Source organism: Nitrospirota bacterium, assembly GCA_016219645.1.
Classification (GTDB): Bacteria; Nitrospirota; Nitrospiria; order Nitrospirales; family Nitrospiraceae; genus Palsa-1315.
The window spans coordinates 95914-121606 of the sequence record JACRLR010000020.1 but is presented as its reverse complement, the minus strand read 5'-3'; the positions used below and the strand labels follow the sequence as shown (position 1 = coordinate 121606).

Genomic DNA, 25693 nt, shown 5'->3' with positions numbered 1-25693 from the left:
CAGCGTAGGGTCTTGCTCTGTATAGGTGTCGGTGGCTCGGCTCACGTTGTTCATGCGTAGTGCCCGAGATATGATCGATTCAATGCCACGTGAGTCTTCAAACAAGAGCATTGCTATTATCGGAGGAGGGCCGGCCGGGCTCATGGCTGCGGAGGCGGCGAGTGCTGCCGGGGTGCCGGTCGATCTCTATGACACCATGGCATCGGTCGGTCGAAAGTTTCTCCTGGCTGGTAAAGGCGGCCTGAATCTGACGCACTCGGAGCCCTCTCACAGGTTTCTCTCGCGCTATGGGGCTCGGCATGCGGAAATCGCGCCGCTGCTCTCGTCGTTCGGACCTAATGCGGTTCGGATCTGGGCCCGTGGCCTCGGCATCGAAACGTTTGTCGGCTCTTCCGGGCGCGTGTTTCCCACTGATCTCAAAGCAGCGCCGTTGCTGCGCGCGTGGCTGCGCCGGTTGCGCCAGGCTGGTGTTCGATTTCACATGCGTCATCGGTGGATTGGCTGGGACGAGCAGGGGGCTCTGCGTTTTGCCACGCCGAAGGAACACCGGTCTGTCCAGGCCGGCGCGGTGGTACTCGCGCTCGGAGGAGGCAGTTGGCCAAAACTCGGGTCCGACGCTTCATGGGTGCCGCTGCTGGCGAAACGAGGACTTCACATTGCGCCGTTGCTACCGGCGAACTGTGGTTTCGACGTGGGCTGGAGCGAGCATTTCCTGAAAAGGTTTGCCAGGCACCCGGTCAAATCTGTGGCGGTTGTCGTGCGGAATGATGACGGCGCTGAATCCCGGCACCGGGGAGAATTTGTGATCACGGAGACCGGAGTGGAAGGCGGGGTGATCTATACCGTGGCTACCGCTCTACGCGACGAAATTCTGGTAAAGGGCACGGCCACCTTGTATCTCGATCTGGCACCCGATCGCGATGTCCACGACCTGACCCACGACTTATCGAAGCCTCGCGGCAAACGCACAATGGCGACCCATCTTCAACGGCAGGCCCATATCGAAGGTGTGAAAGCGGGGCTGCTTCGTGAAGTGATCGCGAAAGAAGATCTCAAGGACCCGGCGCGTCTGGCCTCGGTCATTAAGTGCTTACCGCTGCGACTCGTGGCAGCGCGCCCGCTGGAGGAAGCGATCAGCACGGCCGGCGGGGTTGTTTTCGAGGCGCTTAATGATCAGCTGATGATCCGTGCGTGTCCGGGCCTGTTTTGCGCCGGTGAAATGTTGGATTGGGAAGCGCCGACGGGAGGGTACTTATTGACTGCCTGCTTAGCCAGTGGGCTGGTTGCGGGCGCCGCGGCTGCAGCGTTTATCGAACAGCGGCAGCGAGTCCGTTGACAGTTCCGATGGATCGGTATTTCTGGTCACGTTGTGCCAGCAGTTGAGGGAGAGGAAGGTCATTGAGTTGGGCAAGCTGGTTGCTGAGGGACTTGGCGATACGTTCGGTGATGGCATTGAGATCCCGATGGGCTCCCCCGAGGGGTTCCGGAATCACTTCATCGACGATATGGAGATCGACGAGATCTTTCGCTGTCATCTTCAGGGCAGAGGCGGCATCGGGAACTTTCGCCGGGTCATCCCACAATATGGCGGCACAGCCTTCCGGCGAGATAACTGAATAGACACCATGTTCCAACATCAGGATACGATCAGAAACGCCTAATGCCAGTGCTCCGCCGCTGCCTCCTTCGCCGATCACGATGGAAATAATCGGGACTGCGAGACGGGACATTACAAATAAATTGCGGGCGATGGCTTCAGCTTGGCCGCGCTCTTCTGCCCCGATGCCAGGGTAGGCGCCAGGCGTGTCGATAAAGGTCACGATCGGGCGCCCAAACTTTTCGGCCATCTTCATCAGGCGTAAGGCTTTTCGATAGCCCTCGGGGTTCGGCATTCCAAAGTTTCGTTGCATCCGTTCTTTGAGGGTCTTCCCTTTTTGATGGCCGATAACCATGATCGACCGATCGTTGTATGTGGCAAAGCCTCCGACAATGGCACGATCATCGCCGAATGAACGGTCGCCATGGAGTTCAAGGAAATCCCTAAATAGAAAACCGATGTAATCGAGGGTACTGGGTCGTTGGGGGTGACGGGCGAGTTGCGTTCGCTGCCAGGGAGTCAGTTTGCTATAAAGGCTATGCTCGACCTGAGCCAGTTTGATCCGCAGCTTACGGATTTCATCCTGCGATTTTCCGGCAGGAGCGGTTGCCAGTTTTTCGATCTTTTCTTCGATCTCGCGAATCGGCTTTTCAAATTCGAGATAATCGTGCATAGGCGTCTAAGTGGTTTGTTTTGTTGATCTGGTTTGTTTGGTTTTTTGGTTGAAAGAAACGAACCTGATGAACCAAATAAACTAAACAAACCAAATAACAGTCTTGAGTTAGAGACTACGATAGCAGAAAAATGGCACCTTTGCCTAGCACTTCTTCAACATCTTCCACAAATCGTTCACTGGGGGTGACCGTGAGACGGGGGAGGGGGGCCGTTTCGGCTTCCAGCGCTGAATCCATCAGGAACGTGAGCGAAACGGTCGTATTTCCAGGGTGACGCCCAATGACCTCGCGGAGGCGCGGCAACTGTTCTGTCATATTGGGGTGATCCACCAGTCGTATATGGACTCGCTTGATGGTTTGGGTCTGCAGCTCAACGAGGGGTTCAATTTTACTCCCTCGAATCTTCGTGCCTTTCTCTCCCCGGTCTACTGTGCCGGTGATGCGCACGAGTCGTTCCGGGACAAGCAAGTCTGCGGCATGTTTATAGAGATCCGGAAAGACGATGATTTCAACCACGCCTTGGAGGTCTTCCAGGGTCAGATAGGCCATCCGGTCGCCCTTCTTGGTCAGCATGCTCTTTACGGTCGTGATAATACCGCAGAGTTTTACCTCCCGACCGTCCGGCAATTCCGGCAGGTTCATGGTCGAGGCGGTCGCGAGTGCCTGGATGGTAGCCTCATAGCGAGCCAGAGGGTGGGACGAAATATAGAAACCGGTCAACTCCCGCTCCTGTTTCAGTCGCTCGGATTGGTCCCATTCAGGAATGTTGGGCAGAGGCGGCATGGCTGGATGCTCGGCCGAGTCTCGCCCTCCCAGCTCATCCCCGAAAATGTTCGTCTGCCCCAGCTCCCGTTCCCGCTGTGCTGCCGCACCGTCTTCGACAGCTTGATCCAGGACCGCAGCCAATTGAGAACGTTTCGCGCCGGTCGAATCGAAGGCGCCGGTCTTGATCAACCCTTCCAGCATCCTCTTGTTGACTTTGTGGAGATCGACGCGTCGGCAGAAGTCGAAGAAAGATCTGAAGGGGCCCGCTTGATTCCGAATCGCGATGATTGATTCGACAGCGCCCTCGCCGACATTCTTGATGGCTGCCAAGCCGAACCGGATGGCATGCTCCGCCACGGTGAAGTTCTTATAGCTTTCGTTGACGTCAGGAGGCAGGACCTTGATGTTGAGGTCACGGCATTCCGTGAAGTAGGCGACGAGTTTGTCGGCGTTGCCCATGTCGGTGGTCATGAGGGCAGCCATGAACTCGGTCGGATAGTGCGCTTTCAAATAGCCGGTTTGATAGCAGATGACGGCATAGGCGGCGGCGTGCGATTTGTTGAAGCCGTAGCCGGCGAATTTCTGGATCAGTTCGTAGAGCTTGTCCGCCTTCTTTTCCGGGATCTTGTTCGTTTTGGCGCCGGCGAGGAACTGGGCGCGCAGCCTCTCCATCTCCTCCGGCTTCTTCTTGCCCATCGCGCGTCGGAGGATGTCGGCTTGGCCCAGCGAGAAGCCCGCCACCTTGTTGGCGATCGCCATCACCTGTTCTTGATAGACGATGACCCCGTAGGTGTCCTTCAAGATCGGTTCGAGTTCCGGCACCTCGTAGACGATTGGAATCTTGCCCTGCTTGCGTTTGATGAAGTCAGGAATCAAGTCCATTGGGCCGGGACGATAGAGCGCGATAATGGCGATGATGTCCTCGAAGCGGTCCGGCTTCAGGCCGGTCAGCAGGTCTCGCATCCCGGAGCTTTCCAGCTGAAAGAGACCGATTGTTTTTCCCGAGGAAAGGAGGGCAAAGGTCTTGGAGTCGTCGAATGGTATCTGTTCCATGACCAACGGTGGCTGTCCGGAATGCCGTTCATTGATCAACGTCTCGGCCCGTTTGATCATAGTCAGAGTCTTGAGGCCCAGAAAGTCGAATTTGACGAGCCCGATTTTTTCGACGTCTCCCATCGAATATTGGGTGACAATTTCATCGTTGGCTCCTTTATAGAGCGGCACGTGGTCCGTGAGGGGACCTTCAGAAATCACCACGCCGGCGGCGTGAGTCGAGGCATGTCTGGCCAGCCCTTCGAGTGAACGGGCAATGCCCATCAGTTCTTTGACCCTTGTGTCGGTCTCAACGAGCTCGAGCAGCTTCGGTTCTTGGTCCAGTGCCTGCTGGAGCGTCATGTTGAGCTGATTCGGCACGAGTTTGGCCACGCGATCGACTTCGGCATAAGGGATTTCCAGCACACGCCCCACATCACGGATTGCGGCTTTTGCTCCAAGCGTCCCGAAGGTAATGATCTGGGCGACATGATCTTTGCCATACTTGTCGACCACATAATTGATGACCTCGCCCCGGCGTTCCATGCAGAAGTCCATGTCGATATCCGGAAGCGAGACACGCTCGGGATTCAGGAACCGTTCGAAGAGAAGCGCATACACAAGGGGGTCGAGGTCCGTGATGCGCAGCGCGTAAGCGACGAGGCTCCCGGCGGCGGACCCGCGCCCTGGGCCGACCGGAATATTGCGTGAGCGTGCAAACTTGATGATGTCCCATACGATGAGAAAATAGCCGGCAAATCCCATCGAGCAGATGATCGTCAGTTCCTCACGCAGGCGAAGCTCATAGGTGACCGGCAGGATCTGGCTGGATCGTTCTTGCAATCTGGCCGCCAACCCCTTCAGCGCCAGGTGCTCCAAATAGGTTTCTCGCGTGAAGCCTTCGGGAACTGTGTACTGCGGAAGATGTGTGGTATTCAGCGCGAGTTGAAGGTCGCAGTTGTCTGCAATCCGGCAGGTATTGGCAACGGCATTGGGGAATTCGATAAAGGCAGCCGTCACTTCTTCTGTCGATTTCACATAGAGCTGATCCGTATCGAACCTCATGCGCGTCTTGTCGCTGATGGTCTTGCCGGTTTGGAGACACAGCATCAGCTCATGCGGGCGGCAGTCTTCTTTTTTGAGATAGTGACAATCGTTCGTGCCGGCCAGAGGGATATCCATCTTCTTGGCAATCTCGAGCAAGCCGGTATTTGCCACTCGTTGGTGTTCCAGCCCGTTCGCCTGTACTTCGAGATAGAAGTGCTCCTTGCCGAATATTTCCTGAAACTCACTAGCCACAGCCATCGCGCCGACCATGTCTTTCTGGCCGATCAGGTAAGGAATCTCGCCGCTCAAGCAGCCGGACAAAGCGATCAGTCCTTCATGGTGCTCTTTTAGAATCTCCTTGTCCATCCGCGGCTTATAGTAGAATCCTTCAAGGTATGCTTTGCTTACTAGTTTGATCAAATTCTGATAGCCGGTGAGGTTTCGAGCAAGGAGAATCAGGTGGTAGTAGTCATTGTGGGCGAGCCCGCTGTCTTTCTTCGCATGCCGGCTACCCAGCGCCATGTAGGCTTCGCAGCCGATGATGGGCTTTATGCCCGCATCTGTGGCTTTCCGGTAGAACTCGATGGCGCCGAACATATTGCCATGATCGGTCATGGCGACAGCCGGCTGGCCAAAGGCCTTGATCTGTTGCACGAGCGGCTCGATCTGATTCGCACCGTCTAAAAGACTGAACTGGGTATGGAGATGGAGATGCACAAAGGACGAAGCCATGCCGGATTCTAGGAGTGCTGGGAGGGGATGTCAAACGAAGAAGCGGGGAGCAGCCAGGTGCCCTTCTTGCTCGCAGAACAGAGGACGGGATGGAGCCTGATGATCTTCTATGCTCGCGCAACGCGCGGTCGAGGACTCCCCTCGTTGGACGCGCGCAGCGGAAGATCAATCAGCCCCCATCCCTAGAGAGAAAACGAGCACGCTTGGAGGTAGCATACATATCGTTCGATGCGCGCAGTGAAGGGCAGCCTGGGCCACTCCCCCAGCTCCGGTCCCTGAGAGAGGGAGAATGATAGTTGAATGATGTTTGACGGGGTGAGGGAATGCTTCAATAATACGGATGACGTTCTCTTCAGCACAAATTTTAACGAGCAGACTCTGGATCGGTGTCTATACAGATCCTGAAAGGAGTTTCTCATGGCAAGGGGCAAAGCGACAGCTGGAAAGCCGAGGAAGCCCTCCGCTGCAGGTATCCCGATACGCAACGTGGTCCCCGACCGGCTTGATCTACGTGACAGACTCTATATGCCGCCGGTTGCGGTTGTGCCGGACTTGGCGTTCGAGCCAAAGACCGACATCCCGGTGCTTGATCAGGGACATACCAACGCCTGTACGGGATTCGCACTAGCCACGGTTGTCTGTCACCTCCAGCAAGCAGCCAAACGTAAGCGGAAGGATTGTTGCGTCTCACCCTTCATGTTGTATTCGATGGCGCGGCGTTACGATGAATTTCCCGGGGCGCCGGATATCGACACAGGATCGAGCCTGCGCGGGGCGATGAAAGGTTGGTACAAACACGGGGCCTGCTCGGACAAGCTGTGGCCCTCGGAGACCATGCCGAGTCCCCATGTCACAAAATGCTCGGACGATTGGTGGCTCGATGCCGTGCAACGTCCGCTCGGGGCCTACTACCGCGTCGACACGCGATCGGTTACCGATATGCACGTCGCACTCAACGAGATCGGTATTCTCTATGCCAGTGCCGTGTGTCATTCAGGTTGGGAAGAGGGATTCAAGCAGACAGCACATTCCAAAGCCGGGTACTGGATGATTCCAGATCGCAAGGCAAGCCCCAGTGACGGCGGCCATGCCTTTGCGATCGTCGGCTATAACCAAGACGGGTTCATTATCCATAACTCGTGGGGGACTGCTTGGGGAACGGAGGGTCGCGCCGTATTATCGTATGAAGACTGGCTCGACCATGCCATGGACTGTTGGGTGGCCCAACTTGGGGTAGTGACTGAGTTGCATCTGATGATTGCACACTCGCCCACCCTGCGTCTGGATGCCGGTAGGGTGCAGCTGGCCGGCGAGCCTTCGTTACGCAAACGCGAGATTAGCCCCTTTATCATCGATATGGAGAACAATGGCCGTCTCAGTAACACCGGTGATTTTCGCACACAGGAATCCGACCTCACGGCGCTGGTCACGGACCATCTCGGCATGGCTCGAGCAGCATGGGGGTTGGGCAAGAACGACGCCGTCGACATTGCGATTTACGCGCATGGCGGTCTCACGTCCGAAGATGATGCGGGGGAAACCGCAGGAAAATGGATTCCCGCTCTGTATGAACAGAAGATCTTCCCCATCTTTATGATGTGGGAGACGGACCTCTGGTCCACGCTCAAGGCACGCCTTGAGGATGTCCTCAAGGGCCAGGAGCGTCCGACCGGCGGATTCTTCGACGGCGCCAAGAGTTGGTGGAATGAGCGGCTCGAAAAACTACTGGCCAGGCCAGGGACGGCGATCTGGAATGAGATGAAACAAAATGCGGATGTCATCTCCAGTACAGCCGACAGTGGAGGCATGAAGCTCTACAGGGCCTGCCAACAATCGCCCTACTTTGCCGATCTGTCCAAGGTGCGCCTGCATCTCATCGGCCATTCGGCTGGTTCTATCTTGCACAGTCATGTGGTCCATCGAATGGGAGAGCAGGGTTGGACGTTCGAGACTGTGAACTTCATGGCTCCGGCGGTGCGAGTCGACCTCTTCGAGGAGACAGTCCTTTCAGCCATTAAAGCCGGCAAGGTCAAGCGGTTCAATCAGTTCCATCTCTCCGACGATATGGAACAAAAAGACCCGACGTGCAAACCGATCCTTGGCTACAGCCGTTCACTGCTCTATCTTGTTTCGCAGTCGCTCGAACAGGGACGGACAACGCCGATATTGGGCTTGGAAAAATATTTCAACGATATGATGGCATCGAAGCAGTTGGCAAATGTTTATAGTTGGGCGGCGCCAGGCAAGGAGACAAAGAGCACGACTCACGGCGGATTCGACGACGACCAGGTGACGATGAGGAGCGTGATCGCGCTGATGAAGGGGAAATTGTTTTAGCGGGATGCTCAAAAAGGCCGTCCAGCAAGGCCGCAGCGAGTGAAGGCCCGAGGCGTACCCTCTGGGTACGTTGAAGGTCTGAACGATGCGAGAACGATGCTGGCGGACTTTTTCAGCATCCTGTCAGAGACGCTCGCCGTACTTGCGGTAATGTTCCTTCTTGGCTTCCTCGATCCACCTATCCCGTTTAATCCGTTCGGGGGCTGTGTAGAGTTTCTTGGCGACTTTGTCGATGTCCTCCGGCTTCCAGCGTGCGATTTGGATATAGGTGTGCAATCCCATCTTGTTCAACGTCTTGGCGAAGGCAGGACCGATGCCGTGAATCTTACTCAGATCGTCTTTCTGTTGGGCTATGGCTGCTTGCGCCTGCTCCATCTGTAGACTCAGTTGACTTCCACTCTGACGGGTTTGGCGGGGAGCCGTGGTGCCACCATCGGCTTTGATGCGGAGGGCGGCCCGCACTTCGACGAGGCGTTTTCGGAGGCGGGCGATTTCTTCTTCCTTTTCTCCCACCATCTTTGCCTGGCCGACCAGGTCTAGCTTCTGTGATTCGAGTTCTTGAACTTGTCGCTGGAGGTTGTCAATCCGTGTGTCTCGTTCATGCAGGGCCTCTTCATTAAGCTGAAGCTGGGCGGTGAGGTGGTCTTGTGCCGCGAACTGTTGTTGCAGCTGGGCGATCTGGGCTTCGTGCTGGGTGAGGGTCTGGGCATATTGTGTTTCCCACTGGGCCAGTGCCGTCTCTTGCTCTTTCAATAGGGGCTGGAGACGTTCGAGTTCGCTGATTCGCCTGTCTCGTTCAGCCAATTGGTTGTCGAGCTGGTGCAGTGCTGCTCGATGCTCAGTGTCTCGATCGCACAGTTGGACTTCAAGCCAATGGACGCGTCCTTGAGCCGGTTCAAGCTCTTCCACGCGTGCGCGTAGCAGCGCAACCTCTTGGACGGCTGCTTCCAACTCCGTGACCCGATGCTGAAGTTCGTGCCGTTCCTGTGTATTCAATTCCAGGGCCTGCTCAGCGTTCTGCCGTGCGAGGTTGAATTGCTGGATTGTTTCCGCCTGTCTGGCGGCGGCCTCGTCAGACTCGGTTGTACGACGGCGAATCGAGGATTCTCCCACTTCCAGGGATGCCAACTTCTGCGTGCGAACAGCCAATTCCTCTTCAAGTGCCCGGAGGCGGTCGTTTTGTTCCGAGAGTTTCTGACTGCTCGACTGAACGAGCGCCTCCGAGTCCATGACCTTGCTTTCGAGCATGTGCATCGATGCGGCTTGAACTTTCAATTCGTACTGAGCCTTTTCGAGCCGCTGTTCTTTGAGCCGCAGGGTTGCGCTTACGTCTCTGAACTGCTGCGTCGTTTGCCGGGCAGACAAGTATTGCAGCAGCCATCCGATCACACCGCCGATGCCTGCTGCGATGAAGAGACACCCCAGGATCTGGCCGAAGAGTATCGTCATAGGTCGCCAACTCCTTTTACTCGCAATTCGATGCGACGATTGTGTTGAAGGCCGGCCCGCGTTTCTGCTGCCGATAATGGTCGTGAGGCGCCATAGCCGACGGATGTAAACTGATTGGTGAGGCCGTGGCTGATGAAGTAACGACGCACGGCCTCGGCGCGAAGTCGGCTGAGATGAAGATTATAGTCCGCCTGCCCGTAGCGGTCTGTATGGCCTCCAATCTCAATCGTGGTATGGGGGGCCCGGCGTAAGAGCGTGACCAACTGGTCCAATGTGGCGCGGCTGCGGGGGGTTATGGTTGCGGTATTTGAATCAAACTCTATTGAGGCATGAGAGAGAACCTCGTTCAACTTCTTTTGGAGCGATGAGGCGGGGGTCTGGACCGGAGCCTGTACCGGTCCTTGAACCGCCAGAGTATGATCTTCCAGCGTGAGTCCTGTCTGTGTCAGAGGAGCCACATCCCGGAGCAGGGTGGCTTTGGCACGGTCACTGTTCACTCGGCCACTGAGGACGACCGAGCGCCCATCGATGATGATAGAACCACGTTCTGTCATGTGGCCTAATATGGGGAGAGCCTTGGGAACATTGTCGACCCAGGCTGCGGGACCTACTCCCGTATCCACTGATAACTTATCGACGACACGGCCAGGAGTTGCTCCATAGAGTTCTTTCGCGCGCTGAAGGATTGCTGCCTTACTGCGCTGAGTGGGGAGCGAGCCACGGAGAGTCAGGGTTCCCTGTTCTAATTGCGCATGGAAACTGGCAGGGACAGGGGAGGTCGATGCTGCAGGTGGGGGAAGGTCGCGTGGAAGACAGAGGAAGGCAAGGATGGTCAGTGCAACAGCGCCTGCGGCAAGAATCGCTGCACGCATCATGAGTCAGCTCGAGGACAGACTTCTCAATAGTTGAGACCCTACCATACTGCGTCGGCTCATGCCAGACGAGATTGTCCCTCATTTCAGATTTCTTGCGCAAGGTTCTGTTAGGTAGGCACGCGACACTGGTTCACTGAGTGAAAGGGGGCTGCTACGCGTCTCCTTGAACTTCGGGGACCCATTTGTTATCCTGCGCCGGCCCATCGCGAGTCGAATTTTACTCTCCATTTTGGGTCGATCGAAGGAGTTGAACCATGGCCGGCATCAAGCGGGCATTGATAAGTGTTTCAGATAAGACCGGTGTTGTCGAGATGGCCAAGGGACTGGAAGCGCTTGGTGCTGAAATTCTTTCAACCGGCGGAACCGCGAAGGCTCTGCGCGATGCCGGTGTGAAGGTTACGGATGTGGCAGCGTACACTGGTTCGCCGGAGATTCTCGATGGCCGGGTGAAGACGCTCCATCCGAAGATCCATGGGGGGCTGCTCGGTCGGCGGACAGTTCCGGCGCATGTTGAGCAGATGGAGCAGCAGGGGATTGGCCCAATCGACGTCGTCGTGGTCAATCTCTATCCCTTCGAGGCGACGATCGCGAAACCGAATTGTTCATTTGAAGAGGCCATTGAGAATATCGACATCGGCGGCCCATCGATGTTGCGGTCCGCCGCCAAAAACCACGAAGATGTTCTGGTGGTCGTGGCCCCGGCCGATTACCAGCGTGTGCTCGATGCGGCAAAGGGCGGGACTGTGTCGCACGAACTACGGCGCGAGCTGGCGATGAAGGTGTTTCAACATACGGCCCGCTACGACAGTCTCATTGCCGCCTATCTCGAAAAGCAGGTTCAGGGTAGCGAAACCAAGTTCCCGAAAATATTGTCGCTGCAATTCGAGTTGGCGGAGACACTTCGCTATGGCGAGAATCCGCACCAGTTGGGTGCGTTCTACCGCGAACTGAATTCCAACGAACCGTCGGTCTCGCGGGGGAAAATCCTGCATGGCAAAGCCATGTCGTACAACAATTTTCTCGATGCGAACTCGGCGCTCGAACTCGCCAAAGAGTATGACGACTGTGCCGTGGCGATCATCAAGCACAACAATCCCTGTGGCGCTGCGCTTGGGACCACGCCGATGGAAGCCTATGTGAAGGCTCGCGAGACCGATCCGATCTCTGCATTTGGAGGCGTGATTGCCTTTAATCGGGCGGTAGATCTGGCGGCTGCCAAAGAGATTACCTCTACGTTTGTCGAGGTCGTCATTGCGCCTGGTTTTTCAGATGATGCGCTGGCAGAGCTGAAGCGGAAGAAAGATCTGAGACTGCTGGATGTCGGCCCGCTCACGAAAGTGAAGCAGGAGGGCCTCGATCTGAAGAAACTCGTCGGCGGGTTGATTGTGCAGGGTCGGGATTTGGGTGTGCTGACGGATATACGCGCCTTGCAAGTCCCGACGATGCGTAAACCGACGGATGAGGAATACGCAGCCTGTGCCTTCGCCTGGAAGGTCTGCAAGCATGTCAAGTCGAACGCGATTATCTATGCCAAGCCGGGCCAGACGATCGGGATCGGTGCCGGCCAGATGAGCCGGGTCGATTCCGTCAAGCTCGCGGCAATGAAGGCGCAAATGCCGGTGAAGGGCTGCGTGATGGCATCGGATGCCTTCTTTCCCTTCCGTGATGGACTGGATGCGGCAGCGCAAGCCGGGATTACGGCGGTCATACAGCCTGGGGGTTCGATCCGTGATGCTGAGATCATCAAGGCCGCGGATGAACATGGGCTCGCGATGATCCTCACGGGCATGCGCCACTTCCGCCACTAACGGATGTTGAAACGACTCTCCAGCGTCGTTCTCGGCTCGGCAAAATCCTCAACGTAGCCCTGAGGCTACGCTTCCGGTTTTACCTTCGCCTGCGGCCTTGCTGGAAAGCCGTTTGAACATCCTCCGAAGAAAGACTTCACGCTGAAGGCTATCCAGTGAAAATTCTTGTCGTCGGCAGTGGCGGACGCGAACACGCGATGGTGTGGGCGCTCGCGCGCAGTCCCCGCAAACCTACCTTATACGCTGCGCCAGGCAATGCAGGAATTGAATCGCTCGCAACCTGTGTGCCGATTAAGGCAGATGACGTTGCCGGGCTGAAGACGTTCGCCCAGTCAGAGAAAATCGATCTGACGGTCGTGGGACCCGAAGCTCCGCTCGCGTTGGGCATTGTCGATGAATTTCGCCAGTCAAGGCTGAAAATATTCGGCCCGACGAAAGGCGCAGCACGGATCGAAGCGAGCAAAGCCTTTTCTAAAGAGGTGATGGCCAGCGCGAGAATTCTCACGGCGAGGGCGCAAAGTTTCGATCGGGTTGCCTCTGCCTTGGCCTATCTCGATCAGCATGAACTTCCCGTGGTGGTGAAGGCTGATGGATTGGCGCAAGGGAAGGGGGTGGTGGTTGCAACGACGCATGAAGAGGCGAGACAGGCCGTCCGCGACTCGATGGAGTATGCCGTGTTTGGTCAGGCTGGTCAGCGGGTGTTGATCGAACAGTTTCTGGACGGCGAGGAACTGACGATCATGGCCTTCACGGACGGCCGGACGGTGGTGCCGATGTTGCCGGCGCAAGACCATAAGCGACTAGGCGATGGCGATGCCGGGCCCAATACCGGAGGCATGGGGGCTTATTGTCCTGCGCCTCTAGGCACTGTGGCTTTGTGCGAAGAGGTGGCCAAGCGGGTTCTCTATCCTGCCGTCCAAGCTCTCTCGCGCATGGGTTGTCCGTTTCATGGCGTCTTGTATGCCGGTCTCATGGTCGTGCAAGGGATACCGTACGTTCTAGAGTTTAACGCTCGAATGGGGGACCCGGAGACACAGGTCCTACTGCCCTTACTCAAGACTGATTTCCTGGAGATCGTCGAGGCTGTGGTCGAACATCGGCTCGATCAGCTGGTCGTGGACTGGCATAATGAGACGGCGGTATGCGTCGTGATGACATCGGGAGGCTATCCTGGTGCGTACGAGGTTGGTCGTACGATTCACGGACTGCCCGCTGAGACCAATAAGGAGTCGATGGTGTTTCATGCTGGTACAGGACGTACCGGCAGCGAGATCGTGACGGCCGGGGGCAGGGTCTTGGGGATCACGGGATGTGGAAAGACCCTGGCAGAGGCACAAGCGGAAGCCTATCGCGTGACCCGGATGATTTCATTTCAAGATGCCCACTATCGGACGGATATTGCGCATCGCGCATTTGTGCGCCATGCGTAATGCAATATCGGCCTGATGGTTCCTGCCATGGCAAAGATTGAGCGCTACGTGGCGGCCACCGTTCCTGTGCTTGCTGATCGGGTTCGTTGTGTCCTTGGTGAGAGCGGGCTGATTTCTCTGCCAACGGAAAGTTTCTACGGCCTTGCTGCGGCGCCGTTCGATGAGCAGGCACTTGCCAGGTTGTGGGCGGTCAAGGGCCGGTCGGAGGGCAAACCGATTCTCGTGCTGATTGGGGAGAGGCATCAATTGGCCCCGTTCGTTCAGACCATTCCACGAGCAGCACAAGCACTGATGGATGCCTTCTGGCCAGGACCGCTCACCATCGTCTTTCCTGCCGCACCGGGACTCTCCCATGCGGTGACTGCGGGAACTGGCTCAGTCGGCATCCGCCTCAGTGGGTGTGAGCCTTTGGTGGATCTCTTGCGTCGCGTCGGGCCAGTGACCGGTACCAGTGCGAATCGTGAAGGTATGCCGCCTCCCAGGACAGCTGAAGAAGTCCAGGACTGCCTTGGGGAAGTGCTTGATCTGATCATTGATGGCGGGCCGACTCCTGGGGGGCAACCGTCCACAGTTATCGATGTTCAAGGCTCGATCAGAATTATTCGCAATGGGCTAATCGGACGAGAGGCCATCGCATCACAGTTGGCTGTCTCCGGCCTGCATCTGGAAGCAGAGTGCCTATGAAGTCGGCGGTACCGTTCTCGTGGAAAGGAGAATGAGATGACTCAAACAATGATGGTCCGTAATCTCGTTGCGGTGGTGGCTGTGACGGTAGTCTCGATGGGTTTATCCGGGTGCGATTACTGGCCCCCGGCCCTTCAAACACAAATCGAGCAGCTGCGCTCTGAACTGCAGATGGTGACCATGGAAAAGACGCAATTGCAGAATCAACTTGCATCCATTACGAAGGCGAAAGATGATTTGCAGGCCCAAGTCGATGACCTCTCTCGGGCGAGTCGTGATAAGTCGGTGATGATCAACAGCTTGCAAAATAGTTTGACCGCTTCGCAGGGACGGCTGGCGAAGTCGGCAAAAGTAGCAGCACCGAAAGCTCCTGCCGTCAAGCCCACGACGAAGACCAAGCCGAAGGCTCCCGCTACCAAGAAGAAAGCGCCAGCCCCAGCCAAGGATACGCGCGCGCGCTAACGGGGCCTTTCCTGTACAAGCTATTTGGTTGTAGGGGAGGATGGCGCGGCTGTTGCTGTGTTTGACGGGCCGGAAGTCGTGCTTCCTGGGGTGCTTGCGGGAGCGGGCGTGGAGGAAGGAGCTGGCGTCGCGGGACTTGTCGCTGTCGTCTTTTCTGATGCGCTTGGCGTTGCCTCTTTCTTTTCTCCGGCTGTCGGCGCCGGTGCTTCATTGCCCGGTGACGGCTTCAGTTTGTCCGAATAATCAGTGACGTACCATCCGCTCCCCTTAAACATGATGGCGGGCGATGAAATCAGTCGCTGCACACGCTTCCCGCATTGTGGACAGACGGTGAGCGGGTCGTCCTTCATACCTTGTTTGATTTCGAACCTTTCCGCACAGGCCTCACACTGGTACTCGTAGATAGGCACGTTTCCTTTCCTCCAACTGGCCGGGTTTGTTTTGTTTATTTGGTTGATTTGGTTTGTCCAGTTAGTCTCAGTCAACCAAACAAACGAGACAAACCAAATAAACGAAATAACGGTCTTCTTCCGTTAAGTCAGCTGTTTGAACGCCGCGTCGAGACGATCCATTCCTCGGACGATCGTGTCCATACTGGTGGCATAGGACAGTCGAATATGCTGGGTGCTCCCAAATGGCTCACCAGGCACCACGGCGACCCTGGATTCTTGAAGCAAGTAGTTTGCCAGATCGGTCGGCGTTGCGACTGTTCCGGTTGGGCTTTGTCGTCCGAGCAGCCCACCCACATTGGGAAACGCATAAAATGCACCGGTAGGCATTCGACAGCGAACGCCGGGCATCGCATTCAGACGCTCGACTATGGTACGTCGCCGTCGATCAAACTCTAACACCATTTTTTCTGTAAACGCACCACCTTCACGCAAGGCGACGACAGCAGCTTTCTGTGAAATCGAACAGGGATTGGACGTGCTCTGACTCTGAATGTTTGCCATGGCGTTCAGGAGGTCTTTAGGACCAGCGGCATAGCCGATCCGCCATCCAGTCATCGCATAGGCTTTGGAGACACCATTGATCAGGACGGTACGGGCTGCGATCTCCGGTCCTAATGAAGCAATGCTCGTGTGTGTCACGCCGTCGTAAATGACCTTTTCGTAAATCTCGTCTGAAATAAGAAGAAGATCCCGACGGAGTGCCAGCTCAGCGAGGCGTTCAAGTGTCTTCCGATCGTAGGTTGCCCCTGTTGGATTGCAGGGGCTATTGATGATAATGGCCTTGGTGCGGACTGTAATGAACCGTTCCAAATCATGGACATCAATGGCGTACCCGTCTTCCTCACGGGTCGGAAAGAACACCGGCGTCGCGTCGTTCAGGAGGGTTTGGTCGGCATAGGAGACCCAATAGGGAACGGGAAGGATGACTTCGTCGCCCGCTTCAAGGAGCGCTTCGGCAAGGTTGTAGAGTGAATGTTTGGCGCCACACGAGACGAGTACTTGAGACTTTTCGTACCGGATTCCCTGCTCGGCCTGAAGTTTGTCGATAATCGCTTGCCGCAGTTCGTCGATGCCTGATGAGGGCGTGTATTTCGTAAACCCCGCGCGAATTGCGGCTTCTGCTGCGGCTTTGACCGGTTCCGGTGTGTCGAAGTCAGGCTCTCCAGACGAAAAATCGGCGACGTCAATCCCGCGTGCGACCATTGCCTTTGCGGTTGCGGCCATGGCTAAGGTGGGGGAGGGGGTAATTCGCCCCGCTCGTGCAGCAAGCTTCATGTTTTCAAGCTCCTAATCCGGTTTTGCAGTTGGCGCGCAACTTCGGGATGCAGAAACTCCGTGAGCGCTCCCCCGTGGTTGGCCACCTCTTTAATGATGGTTGAGGATAAATATGAATACTCTTCGCTGGGCATGAGGAATACGGTCTCAACCTGTTTGGCAATCTTGCGATTCATGAGCGCCATCTGAAATTCGTGTTCGAAGTCCGAGATCGCCCGCAGGCCACGAATGATCGCATGACCACCGTATCGCCGGACAAAGTCCACAAGGAGGCCATCGAAATGGGTCACTTCGACCTGTTTCATCTTCTCCATGACGATGCGAATCATGTCCAGTCGTTCTGTCAGGGTGAAGAGCGGGTGCTTGGATTGATTGGGTGCAACAGCCACGACCACCTTGTCAAATACCCGCAAACTACGGGTGATGATGTCGGTGTGTCCGTGGGTAATGGGATCGAACGTTCCTGGATAGATACCAATTTTCATGAAGCGCTCGATTGTGCGGTCGACAAACCGTAGAGATAGAGTGCCGTATCGCCATAGACATATCGCCGTAGAAGGGAGGCATGGTTTATTGTCGCGGGCAATTCCGTCCGAGAATCGTGTTCGAAAATCATTGTGGCATGCTCCGAGAGCAGTCCGGGCCTCCAGGAATGCATCATAACTTCTAACTCATCCAGAGCCGCATAGGGCGGATCTGCAAACAGTACATCATAGGGGCTATCCCAGGAGTCTTGCTGATCGAGGAATGCTGCGGTTTGTCCTAGATGAACCTGGGCTCGGCCGAGCAACTGACAGGTCCGTAGATTGTTCTGTAACAGTTGCGTGACCTTGGGATCTGATTCAACAAAGGTGACGGCTGAAGCTCCGCGGCTCAGTGCTTCGATCCCGACGGCACCGGTACCAGCGTACAAATCAAGAAAGCGAGCTCCTACTATCTGGGTCCCAAGAATTGAAAAAATGGCCTGGCGAACCTTGTCGGATGTGGGACGCAGCTCAGTTCCTTCTGGCCCGCTCAAGCGGCGACCTCGGTGAGATCCGGCAATAACACGCATATTTTAGGTGAGCAACATCCCTGGAGCAATTGACTCTAACATAGCGTTTTTGAAGGGGTCAAGATAACCGAATGAGCGAGGTGCCTAGTGTGTGGTGGTACTGATGCGGTGCCAGGGCAGGTGGAAGAATGGCAATGGAAGGGTTTTGACGACTTTCGTACTTGTCCCTATAATGCCGAGGGTCATTTGCCTGTCAAGGGCAGCAGCGATGCATGAGCGAAAGGGGGTCGGCCATTCGTCCTGATCGAGATGGCCACATACTCCAATGAGACGAATGGCAATTATGCTAGGGGGTCGCTACCGCCTGGGGCTTCCGAGCGGCCAAGCTCTTTCGCCGATTATTTGAAATGGTGCGATCAATGATCGCTCCGCAGTTGATGCACTTCCAGGCGTAAAATATTAAAAAGAAGTCGGAGAACCGCTCGAGCATCATGAGGCCTTTACACTTCGGGCATTCCATCGAATCCTCCCAGGGTTGCTGTGAGTTGCTGCAGGCGTTCAAAAGCAATTACTGCACCATTTGTTGGCTGTACGTAATTTCAACAGTTTAGGGGTACGTATTTGTTAGCAGGCGGCTACCGAAGGGGGGATGTCTAGTACCAAAACGTTCAGAGTGTCAATTTTTTGTTCGGGGGTATGAATGGCCAGCAAGAAAGGGGGCCAGGGCATCACGCAATGGCCTGAAACAGAACGGCCGCGCGAGAGGCTACTGGCTCAGGGCCCACAGACACTCACCAATGCTCAACTTTTGGCCATTCTCCTCCGAGTGGGCCGTCAAGGGTCTTCAGCTGTGAAGGTTGGGATGGATGTTCTGGATCGGCTCGGAGGTGTCGGAGGCCTCGCGCAATGTGGAATTGAAGAACTTTGTGCAGTCCCAGGTGTGGGGGAGGCCAAGGCAGCCCAACTGAAAGCGGCTCTTGAATTGGGAAAGCGTGCCCTCGCTTGTCCGTTGACCAAAGGGACAAAGATTACCTCCAGCCGTGACCTCTTCGCGCATTTCCACCCGGCCCTGCGCGATCTGCGTCACGAAATCTTCAAAGTTATTTTACTGGATGCGAAGCATGCCATGATGCGTGATGTGACAGTATCGGAAGGCAGCCTGACACTCAGCATTGTGCATCCACGGGAAGTCTTCACGCTCGCGGTGCGAGAATCAGCGGCGGCAGTCATCTTTCTACACAACCACCCCAGCGGGGATCCTACGCCGAGCCAGGAAGACCGTGTTCTGACCGCGCGCCTGGTGTCAGCCGGGGACATACTCGGTATTCGGGTTCTTGATCATCTCGTGGTGGGTGATGGACGCTATGTCAGCTTTGCGGACCAAGGCTGGCTACCCAACCAGGGTACAAACACTTGAGCGAAGGGAGAATTGCAACAATGTAACAAGTCTGGTTTGTTTGGTTTGTTTGGTTTATCTGGTTTTTTCGTTTAACCAAACAAACGAGACAAACAAAACAGACCAAATGAACAACAAGGAGGGCCCCATGAGTCAGCTACCTGCCGAGTCACTCAGAAATGTGGCCATGATCTCCAGTGTCGGTGTCGGGAAAACTTCGTTGGCTGAGGCCATGCTCTTTACCACCGGCGCTATCCCTCACCTTGGGTCGGTTGCACAAGGTACGACCATCTCGGACTTCGAGCCAGAAGAACTTCACCGGCGCAGCTCAGTCAGTACCAGTCTCCTCCGTTGTTCCTGGAATCACACCACCATCAATCTCGTTGACCCTCCAGGCGCGCTGAGCTTTATTGGGGAGACCATTATGGCGTTGCGAGCGGTGGACGCGGTCATTCTGGTCGTGGGTGCTGCATCGGGGGTGCGGAGCGAGCTCATCAGAGTGTGGTCTCGCATCAAGGGGCTGGGCTTACCTTGCCTCATGTTCCTCAACGAATTGGACAAAGATAGCGCTTCCATCGAGGAGATTGTTGCCCTGTGCCAGCGCGACCTTGGGATCACACCCTTGCCGATGTCCTTGCCTCTTGGAAGTGGCATTCAGCTGGAAGGGGTGTTGGATCTACTTCAACCGAGTGTCATCGCTTCGTCCAAGGAAGTCCCTGTCGCTCAGCCGTTGCCGATTCCAGAAAACGCAAAGATCATGATGGGGGAGGCACGGAGGCTGGTTCAGGAGGGGGCAGCGGAGTGTGATGATCGATTATTGGAACAGTACATTGCTGCAGGTGAGTTGGCGCAGGAGGACATGATCAAAGGGCTTCGACTTGGTGTCCAGGGAGGCACGATCATCCCGCTCTTTGCTGGATCTGCGATCAGGAACATCGGGATTATTCCTCTCCTCAATGCGATTGTTGGATTGTTGCCTTCGCCGATGGACCGGACGGTAAGAACTCCATGGGAAGGCCTGCATCCAAATACCGGAGCGACGGTAACCCGCCGTGCCATTCAGGAGGATCCGTTTTCAGGGGTCGTTTTCAAGACCTTAATCGACCCATTTGTCGGTCGGTTGTCGTATCTGCGAATCTTGTCTGGGGCTCTTCACGCAGACTCGACGGTCTTCAACAGTTCTCGAGGCAGCAAAGAGAAGAGCGGACACCTCTACACCTTGCTGGGGAAGAAACATACGATCGTCCCTTCGGCCGGGGCAGGGGATATCGTGGCCATCGGCAAACTCAAAGACACGCAGACTGGCGATACGCTCTGTGATGAACATGCTCCCATTTGTTATCCGAAACCGGTGCTTCCACGCGCTGTCCTGTCCTTTGCAATCGAGCCTAAGTCGAATGCCGACATTGAAAAGATCAGTCTTGGGTTGCATAAATTGATCGAAGAGGATCCGACGCTTGAATTTGTGCGACATCCCGACACAAAGGAAATGGTGTTAAGTGGGATGAGCCAATTGCACATTGATCTTGCGCTCGAAAAGCTGCGCAGGAAATACGGTGCAGAAGTGGTGCTTCATATGCCGAAGATTCCCTATCGCGAAACCATCCGCGCCATGGCACAGGCCCAGGGGAAATATAAAAAACAAACCGGAGGACATGGTCAGTACGGTGATTGCTGGCTGGAGGTCACACCCCTGTCGCGCGGGGAAGGATTCAAATTTGAGAACAAGGTGGTCGGCGGCGCCATCCCGCGCAACTTTATTCCTGCGGTCGAGAAGGGGGTGGTTGAAGCCATGTATCACGGCAGTTTGGCGGGGTTTCCTGTCGTCGATTGCCGGGTCGCAGTGTATGATGGATCATACCATGCAGTCGACTCGTCAGAGATGGCCTTCAAGATCGCCGCGTCGATGGGGTTCAAGAAGGCATTAGAGACAGCGCATCCCGTCTTGTTAGAGCCGATCATGACGGTGGAGGTTGAGGCTCCAGCGGATCACATCGGGAGTGTCATCGGGGACTTGAACGCTCGGAGAGGGCGGATTCTCCATGTGGAGTCAAAAGGCCAGACGGAACAGATCACAGCGCTCGTCCCAATGGCAGAGTTGCTCCCGTATGCCACGGCGCTGAATTCCTTAACGGCGGGACAGGGCAGTTACGCGATGGAATTTGCGCGCTATGACGAAGTGCCTCGCGAGCTTGTGGCTCGGATTGTTGAGGCACACAAGGTGGAGACTCACGCGGCTGCACACTGACCTAACAGATGGGTTGTTTTGTTTGTCGGTTGATTTGGTTTATCTGGTTGGGTTCGTCCAACCCAAAAACCAGACAAACCAGATAGACCAAACAAACCAGGCTAGTTGGTCGGCTTGAGCACGACGTAAAAGGCACGCCCTTCTCTCAGCAGGCGGAGCAGGACCGTTTCGCCTGGCCGGATCTTGGAGACTTCGCCGTTGAATTCTCCGACCGACCTCACCTCAACACGGTTCACTTCCTTGATGAGATCTCCCTCGTGGAGCCCTTCAGCCTGGGCGAGACTATTGGGTGCGACTTTCGCGATGAGCACCCCTCGGCTTTCCTGCAGTTTGAATGTATCAGCAAGGCTTGGCGTCAGATCTTGCACGTCGAGACCAAGAATGCTGTCGGCGCGTGCCTGGGGAGCTTGAGCCTGTGATTGCGAAAGAGAGGCGGCCACGACCTGGTCTCGACGTTCAATCAGAGAGACGTCCAGCACCAGTCGCTGCTGGTCGCGGACAATTTCAACCTTGGTCGTCGTGCCAGGAAGTAATCCTGCCACGACGCGGGAGAGCCGGTTCGGTGTGTCGATCACGGTGTCGTCGATTCGGGTTAGAATGTCGCCGGGTTTGATGCCTGCTGCCGCAGCCGGGCTCGTTTCGAATACTTCGTTGACCAACACCCCTGCGCCTTCGGTGACCTCGAACTTTCGGGCCAACTCCACCGTGAGCGGTTGGATTCCGACGCCGAGCCAGCCTCGCGTCACCCGCCCCTGAGCGAGCAATTGCTGAAGAACTTGCTTGGCCATGTTGGAGGGAATGGCAAAGCCAATGCCTTGGGCGAAGTTAATGATGGCGGTATTGATGCCGATGATTTCGCCGCGCAGATTGAAGAGAGGGCCTCCCGAGTTGCCCGGATTGATCGACGCGTCCGTTTGAATGAAATTTTCGTATCGCGAGAGGTTGATGTTTTCTCGCCCGATTCCGCTCACGACGCCGAGGGTGACGGTTCGGTCCAGCCCGAAGGGATTCCCGACGGCAAGCACCCATTGGCCGACGCGCACGGTTGAGGAATCCCCAAATTTTGCGCTGGGAAGAGGACGGTCGGCCGTCACCTTAAGGACAGCCAGGTCCGTATCCGGATCCTTCCCGACGACCCGGGCAATCAGCTTAGTTCTATCGGAAAGGCGCACCTCAAGTTCTGTTGCATCGCCGATGACATGATTATTCGTGATGATGTGTCCTTCAGCATCGATAATGACACCGGACCCTGATCCTGAAGCATTAGGAGCCCGCTCAGCTGGCAGCTCGCGTCCACGGCCAGTTCCAGAGAGGGGGATGAGATTTACCACGGAGGGTTTTGTCGATTCGGCCAGATTCGTAATGACGGTTTGAATTTCTTCGAGGAGGAGGAGGCCCGGAGAGTCAGTCGGTGGGGTAGCAGCGTCAGCGACGGCAATCGAACGAGTATTGACCCAGGCGACACAGAGGAGGCAGATGAGAATGTGTGGCAATCGCATAGTGCAATACTTCATCAAATTGTACATCATGGATGAGGGTGAAGCCTAGCCCGCATTACTCATGACTGTTCGTAGGGAAAATGCCACGCCGCGTCGTGAGACCGGCGCGCGGAGCCCGGAGGACCTGAGGCGTACTCAGGAGAGCCATGAATAATGCGGGCTACCAGCCCTCATGATTGAGACTGGCAAGAGCGCGCGAGCCAAATGGTTTATACCAGCGTCGCGCTTCGAGCTGGAATGAACTCTGAGGCAACCTGCTCGAGGTCAGCTTGTAGTCCGATGATGACCAGAATGTCGTCAGCCCGAAGCACAAGGCCAGTATCAGGCGGTATCAGAAATGGTCCCCGGAGGACAGTGACGAGACGAATCGAGGCGGGTAGTGTCACCTCAGCGAGTGCCCTTCCAATAAACGGCGATCCCCGGACGATAGTAACCCGTTCGATAGCAGCTGCGCGAAGACTCAGGTCCTGTTGCAGGGTGAGAAGCTCCTGGTGAATCGTTTCCAGCTTGAGCTCACGTATTTGGCTGTCAACGGTGAACAGGGTTTGTTTGAGCTGCTGAACGCGACCGCTAGCCTGGCCGAGCGCATGGTCTAATTCATCGGATGGAGGAAGTGACAATCCGCTTTCGAGGGGGCGCTTGGCGCAGAGCGTGGCGATCTGACGTCCGAGATCGCCATGAACCTGTTCGATCTGATTGATGAGGGCTGACGCCTGGCTGTGTAATCTGAGGACTTGTACCTTGCGGTTGGTTCGTTCTGCCAGCGCCATGACGGTTTCGTAGATGGCGCTTCCGGTGATCGACAGTTCCTGTTGGATGCGACCGAGTAGTTCAAGCGACATAAATGGAAATTCTCTTATGTCTGATAAGAACGATTATGTTAACTCTTGTGTTAATCCCACCACAGCTACAGGTTCCTCACTCCACCACCCTACCCTCGTGGCTCAAAGATTTCAATGGACCCGTGTATATTAGAAGTCAACACTGAGAAACACTAACATTTCTTCTTCACGACCGCCTTGCGATTTGCTCATCCCTTTCCATACAATGAGCCTCCCTGCAGGTCTCTATGCTTGTCCCTTGCACCGCTTCGCTGTGCAATGTCTTGTCTCATACCACTGAAGTGAGGCAGTGATGAGCTGGGCAAAAGGCCACGACAAATGTAAGTCCTGTGGCACCAATGAACATTATCACAAAGCCAGAGGACTCTGCGGTTCCTGTTACGATGCTGCGGCGGAGAAGCGACATAAATCACATGTCACGCGGAGAATAGGAAGTCATTTACCAATTCCTATTACTAAAGAAGATTTAGAACAGAAGTACAAATCCGGCCTATCACTCAACGACATTGCTCGGCAATACGATTGCACCCGTCAGTACGTATACAAACTATTGAGAAAGTACGCACTTGCCGTTAGAACGAAAAGTGACGCAAGGGGTCTTGCTCTTCAGCAGGGAAAGATTTCATACAACTCAGAAGTTTATTCCCTTGGCTCCACAATCACTCACGGAAAAAGGTTTGTAAGTGAATTGTTTTTCAGGACTTGGACGCCTGCAATGGCCTATGTCCTCGGCGTTATCTATACGGATGGCTGTCTTGTTAAACCGAATGGCCCAGTCAAGTTTCGTGTCACGATTTGTCAGAAAGAACCAGAATTATTGGAGAAAGTGCGGGCACTCATGGGAAGTAACGCATTAATACGTTATCGCCCTGCTCATGGGATTGCCGGAGCACTTCATACGATGGTCATAGATAACCTAGATATTTACCGGGACCTCCAAGCTCTCGGTCTCACGGAGAACAAGAGTCTCACGTTAAGGTTTCCCAAAATCCCATCTGGGCTAATCAGGCATTTTATCCGAGGCTGCTGGGACGGTGATGGATCGGTTTATTTGGAGGAGAATGACATCTACAAGCCATGCGCAAGTTACGTAAGTGGCTCAAAGGATTTCATTGAACAGCTCGTGCACCATTTAGTTGATCTTGGATTGCCCGATAGGACCATTCATAAATCGACCCGTAGCAAGAACCCTTCGTATTATTTTCGGTATAGCGGATTACCCTGCGTCAAACTTTATCACGTGCTCTATGATGGAGTTGATGAGAGTATGTATCTTACGCGAAAACACAAGAGATTTGAGGCAATTGCCGATTATCTGCCTACGTCCTCCGTTGACCTCCTAATCTAACGCTGGCCTTCTCCTCACATTCGGACAAGGTTTAGAGACAGGGCGGCAAATGGAGTTTATGTAGAAAGAGGAGCGATCGTGATCCGTCGAAAGACTTCCGCATACTGACCTGCCGGGGCGTTTGCCTTGGGATCGGCGAAGACGGCTCGCCATCGATTCAATCCCAGGACTCCTTCCCCATATGGGATCGTGGCTATCTGACTCCGATGCTCGGCGATGGCGGCCATCTTCTTAGCCACATAGTGGTCAATGTACTCAAGACGGTCCCAGGTCGCGAAAGGCCCCCAGATTTCATACGCCCAGATGCCACCTCTTAAGACGATACCGGCTTCAAGGACGCTTTCCCTTGCCAGCTTACCGGCGAGACGGTGGGCCGGATGCCGGTCCCGTTCCTCGTCCAGCGTATAGACTTCGGTTGGCTGTAAGCGATCGAGCAACTCGACGAGTCTTCGTTTGACATCCGTCGTATTGATCTCTTCTGCCGCATCCGGTGCGTCACAAAAAACCACGTTTGTCACTCCCAATACGCCGCTGCTACGGAGGGCTTCCTCCCTTCTTAGTTCGGCCATTCGCTGCTCCGTCAATGCGAAGGGATTCGATGACCGGCCACCGTTCGTCACGACGACAGACGTGATCGCAGCCATGGACTCCACCAGTTTGGCGACCGTCCCGCCCATACCGATTTCCATATCATCCGGATGGGCGCTGATGATGACGATGTTGTCGTGGCTCCCCGCTAATTGCATG

General features: G+C 55.5%; 20 protein-coding genes. 9 read left to right on the top strand and 11 right to left on the bottom strand.

Annotated elements, in window-relative coordinates; translation table 11 throughout:
• The first annotated feature begins 82 nt into the window (after nt 1-82).
• Complete coding sequence (locus HZB34_09765; protein MBI5316247.1) at nt 83-1336, top strand: TIGR03862 family flavoprotein; 1254 nt, start codon at nt 83-85, stop codon at nt 1334-1336.
• On the opposite strand, the gene HZB34_09760 is transcribed toward HZB34_09765, so the two are convergent.
• Together HZB34_09760 and HZB34_09755 are read right to left on the bottom strand one after the other, a co-directional pair.
• Complete coding sequence (locus HZB34_09760; protein MBI5316246.1) at nt 1308-2270, bottom strand: acetyl-CoA carboxylase carboxyltransferase subunit alpha; 963 nt, start codon at nt 2268-2270, stop codon at nt 1308-1310. The genes HZB34_09765 and HZB34_09760 overlap by 29 nt on opposite strands.
• 115 nt (nt 2271-2385) lie before the next feature.
• Complete coding sequence (locus HZB34_09755; protein MBI5316245.1) at nt 2386-5847, bottom strand: DNA polymerase III subunit alpha; 3462 nt, start codon at nt 5845-5847, stop codon at nt 2386-2388.
• A gap of 417 nt (nt 5848-6264) precedes the next feature.
• Between HZB34_09755 and HZB34_09750 the strand changes: the two genes are divergently transcribed.
• The gene (locus HZB34_09750) at nt 6265-8184 is read left to right on the top strand and encodes a C1 family peptidase (protein MBI5316244.1); all 1920 of its coding nucleotides are present in this window, start codon (nt 6265-6267) and stop codon (nt 8182-8184) included.
• Between the two features lie 123 nt (nt 8185-8307).
• On the opposite strand, the gene HZB34_09745 is transcribed toward HZB34_09750, so the two are convergent.
• Entirely contained in the window at nt 8308-9633 is a 1326-nt protein-coding gene (locus HZB34_09745; GenBank protein ID MBI5316243.1) for a hypothetical protein, read from the bottom strand.
• Complete coding sequence (locus tag HZB34_09740) at nt 9630-10508, bottom strand: OmpA family protein (GenBank protein ID MBI5316242.1); 879 nt, start codon at nt 10506-10508, stop codon at nt 9630-9632. The genes HZB34_09745 and HZB34_09740 overlap by 4 nt, the downstream gene beginning before the upstream one ends.
• A 254-nt stretch (nt 10509-10762) precedes the next feature.
• Between HZB34_09740 and purH the strand changes: the two genes are divergently transcribed.
• The 4 genes from purH (at nt 10763) to HZB34_09720 (ending at nt 14892) form a co-directional block, all read left to right on the top strand.
• Nucleotides 10763-12316, top strand: coding sequence for a bifunctional phosphoribosylaminoimidazolecarboxamide formyltransferase/IMP cyclohydrolase (purH, locus tag HZB34_09735; protein ID MBI5316241.1), 1554 nt, complete (start codon nt 10763-10765; stop codon nt 12314-12316).
• Between the two features lie 155 nt (nt 12317-12471).
• Nucleotides 12472-13746 carry a phosphoribosylamine--glycine ligase gene (purD, locus tag HZB34_09730; protein ID MBI5316240.1) on the top strand — a complete coding sequence of 425 codons (1275 nt, stop codon included), beginning with the start codon at nt 12472-12474 and terminating at the stop codon, nt 13744-13746.
• Between the two features lie 27 nt (nt 13747-13773).
• Nucleotides 13774-14430 carry a threonylcarbamoyl-AMP synthase gene (locus HZB34_09725; GenBank protein MBI5316239.1) on the top strand — a complete coding sequence of 219 codons (657 nt, stop codon included), beginning with the start codon at nt 13774-13776 and terminating at the stop codon, nt 14428-14430.
• Nucleotides 14431-14466: 36 nt separating this feature from the next.
• Nucleotides 14467-14892: a hypothetical protein gene (locus tag HZB34_09720; GenBank protein MBI5316238.1), complete on the top strand. Its 426-nt coding sequence runs from the start codon at nt 14467-14469 to the stop codon at nt 14890-14892.
• A 20-nt stretch (nt 14893-14912) separates the two neighbouring features.
• On the opposite strand, the gene HZB34_09715 is transcribed toward HZB34_09720, so the two are convergent.
• From HZB34_09715 to rsmD, 4 genes are all read right to left on the bottom strand, one after another.
• Complete coding sequence (locus HZB34_09715) at nt 14913-15302, bottom strand: hypothetical protein (GenBank protein ID MBI5316237.1); 390 nt, start codon at nt 15300-15302, stop codon at nt 14913-14915.
• Between the two features lie 123 nt (nt 15303-15425).
• The gene (locus tag HZB34_09710; GenBank protein MBI5316236.1) at nt 15426-16619 is read right to left on the bottom strand and encodes a pyridoxal phosphate-dependent aminotransferase; all 1194 of its coding nucleotides are present in this window, start codon (nt 16617-16619) and stop codon (nt 15426-15428) included.
• Nucleotides 16616-17104, bottom strand: coding sequence for a pantetheine-phosphate adenylyltransferase (coaD, locus tag HZB34_09705; protein ID MBI5316235.1), 489 nt, complete (start codon nt 17102-17104; stop codon nt 16616-16618). The genes HZB34_09710 and coaD overlap by 4 nt, the downstream gene beginning before the upstream one ends.
• A complete protein-coding gene (rsmD, locus tag HZB34_09700; protein ID MBI5316234.1) occupies nt 17101-17637 on the bottom strand; it encodes a 16S rRNA (guanine(966)-N(2))-methyltransferase RsmD in 537 nt (178 codons plus the stop codon). The genes coaD and rsmD overlap by 4 nt, the downstream gene beginning before the upstream one ends.
• Nucleotides 17638-18313: 676 nt before the next feature.
• Here rsmD and radC point away from each other — a divergent pair.
• Nucleotides 18314-19030, top strand: a complete 717-nt coding sequence (gene radC / locus HZB34_09695) for a DNA repair protein RadC (protein ID MBI5316233.1) — start codon at nt 18314-18316, stop codon at nt 19028-19030.
• A 127-nt stretch (nt 19031-19157) separates the two neighbouring features.
• Complete coding sequence (locus tag HZB34_09690; protein ID MBI5316232.1) at nt 19158-21257, top strand: elongation factor G; 2100 nt, start codon at nt 19158-19160, stop codon at nt 21255-21257.
• A gap of 101 nt (nt 21258-21358) precedes the next feature.
• Here the strand turns inward: HZB34_09690 and HZB34_09685 are convergent, their stop codons facing one another.
• Entirely contained in the window at nt 21359-22771 is a 1413-nt protein-coding gene (locus HZB34_09685) for a trypsin-like peptidase domain-containing protein (GenBank protein MBI5316231.1), read from the bottom strand.
• 194 nt (nt 22772-22965) lie between these two features.
• Complete coding sequence (locus HZB34_09680; protein ID MBI5316230.1) at nt 22966-23598, bottom strand: TrkA C-terminal domain-containing protein; 633 nt, start codon at nt 23596-23598, stop codon at nt 22966-22968.
• A 292-nt stretch (nt 23599-23890) separates the two neighbouring features.
• Between HZB34_09680 and HZB34_09675 the strand changes: the two genes are divergently transcribed.
• Nucleotides 23891-24946, top strand: a complete 1056-nt coding sequence (locus HZB34_09675; GenBank protein MBI5316229.1) for a hypothetical protein — start codon at nt 23891-23893, stop codon at nt 24944-24946.
• Between the two features lie 56 nt (nt 24947-25002).
• Here HZB34_09675 and HZB34_09670 read toward each other — a convergent pair whose 3' ends face one another.
• Entirely contained in the window at nt 25003-25692 is a 690-nt protein-coding gene (locus tag HZB34_09670) for a PIG-L family deacetylase (protein MBI5316228.1), read from the bottom strand.
• Nucleotide 25693: the final 1 nt, after the last annotated feature.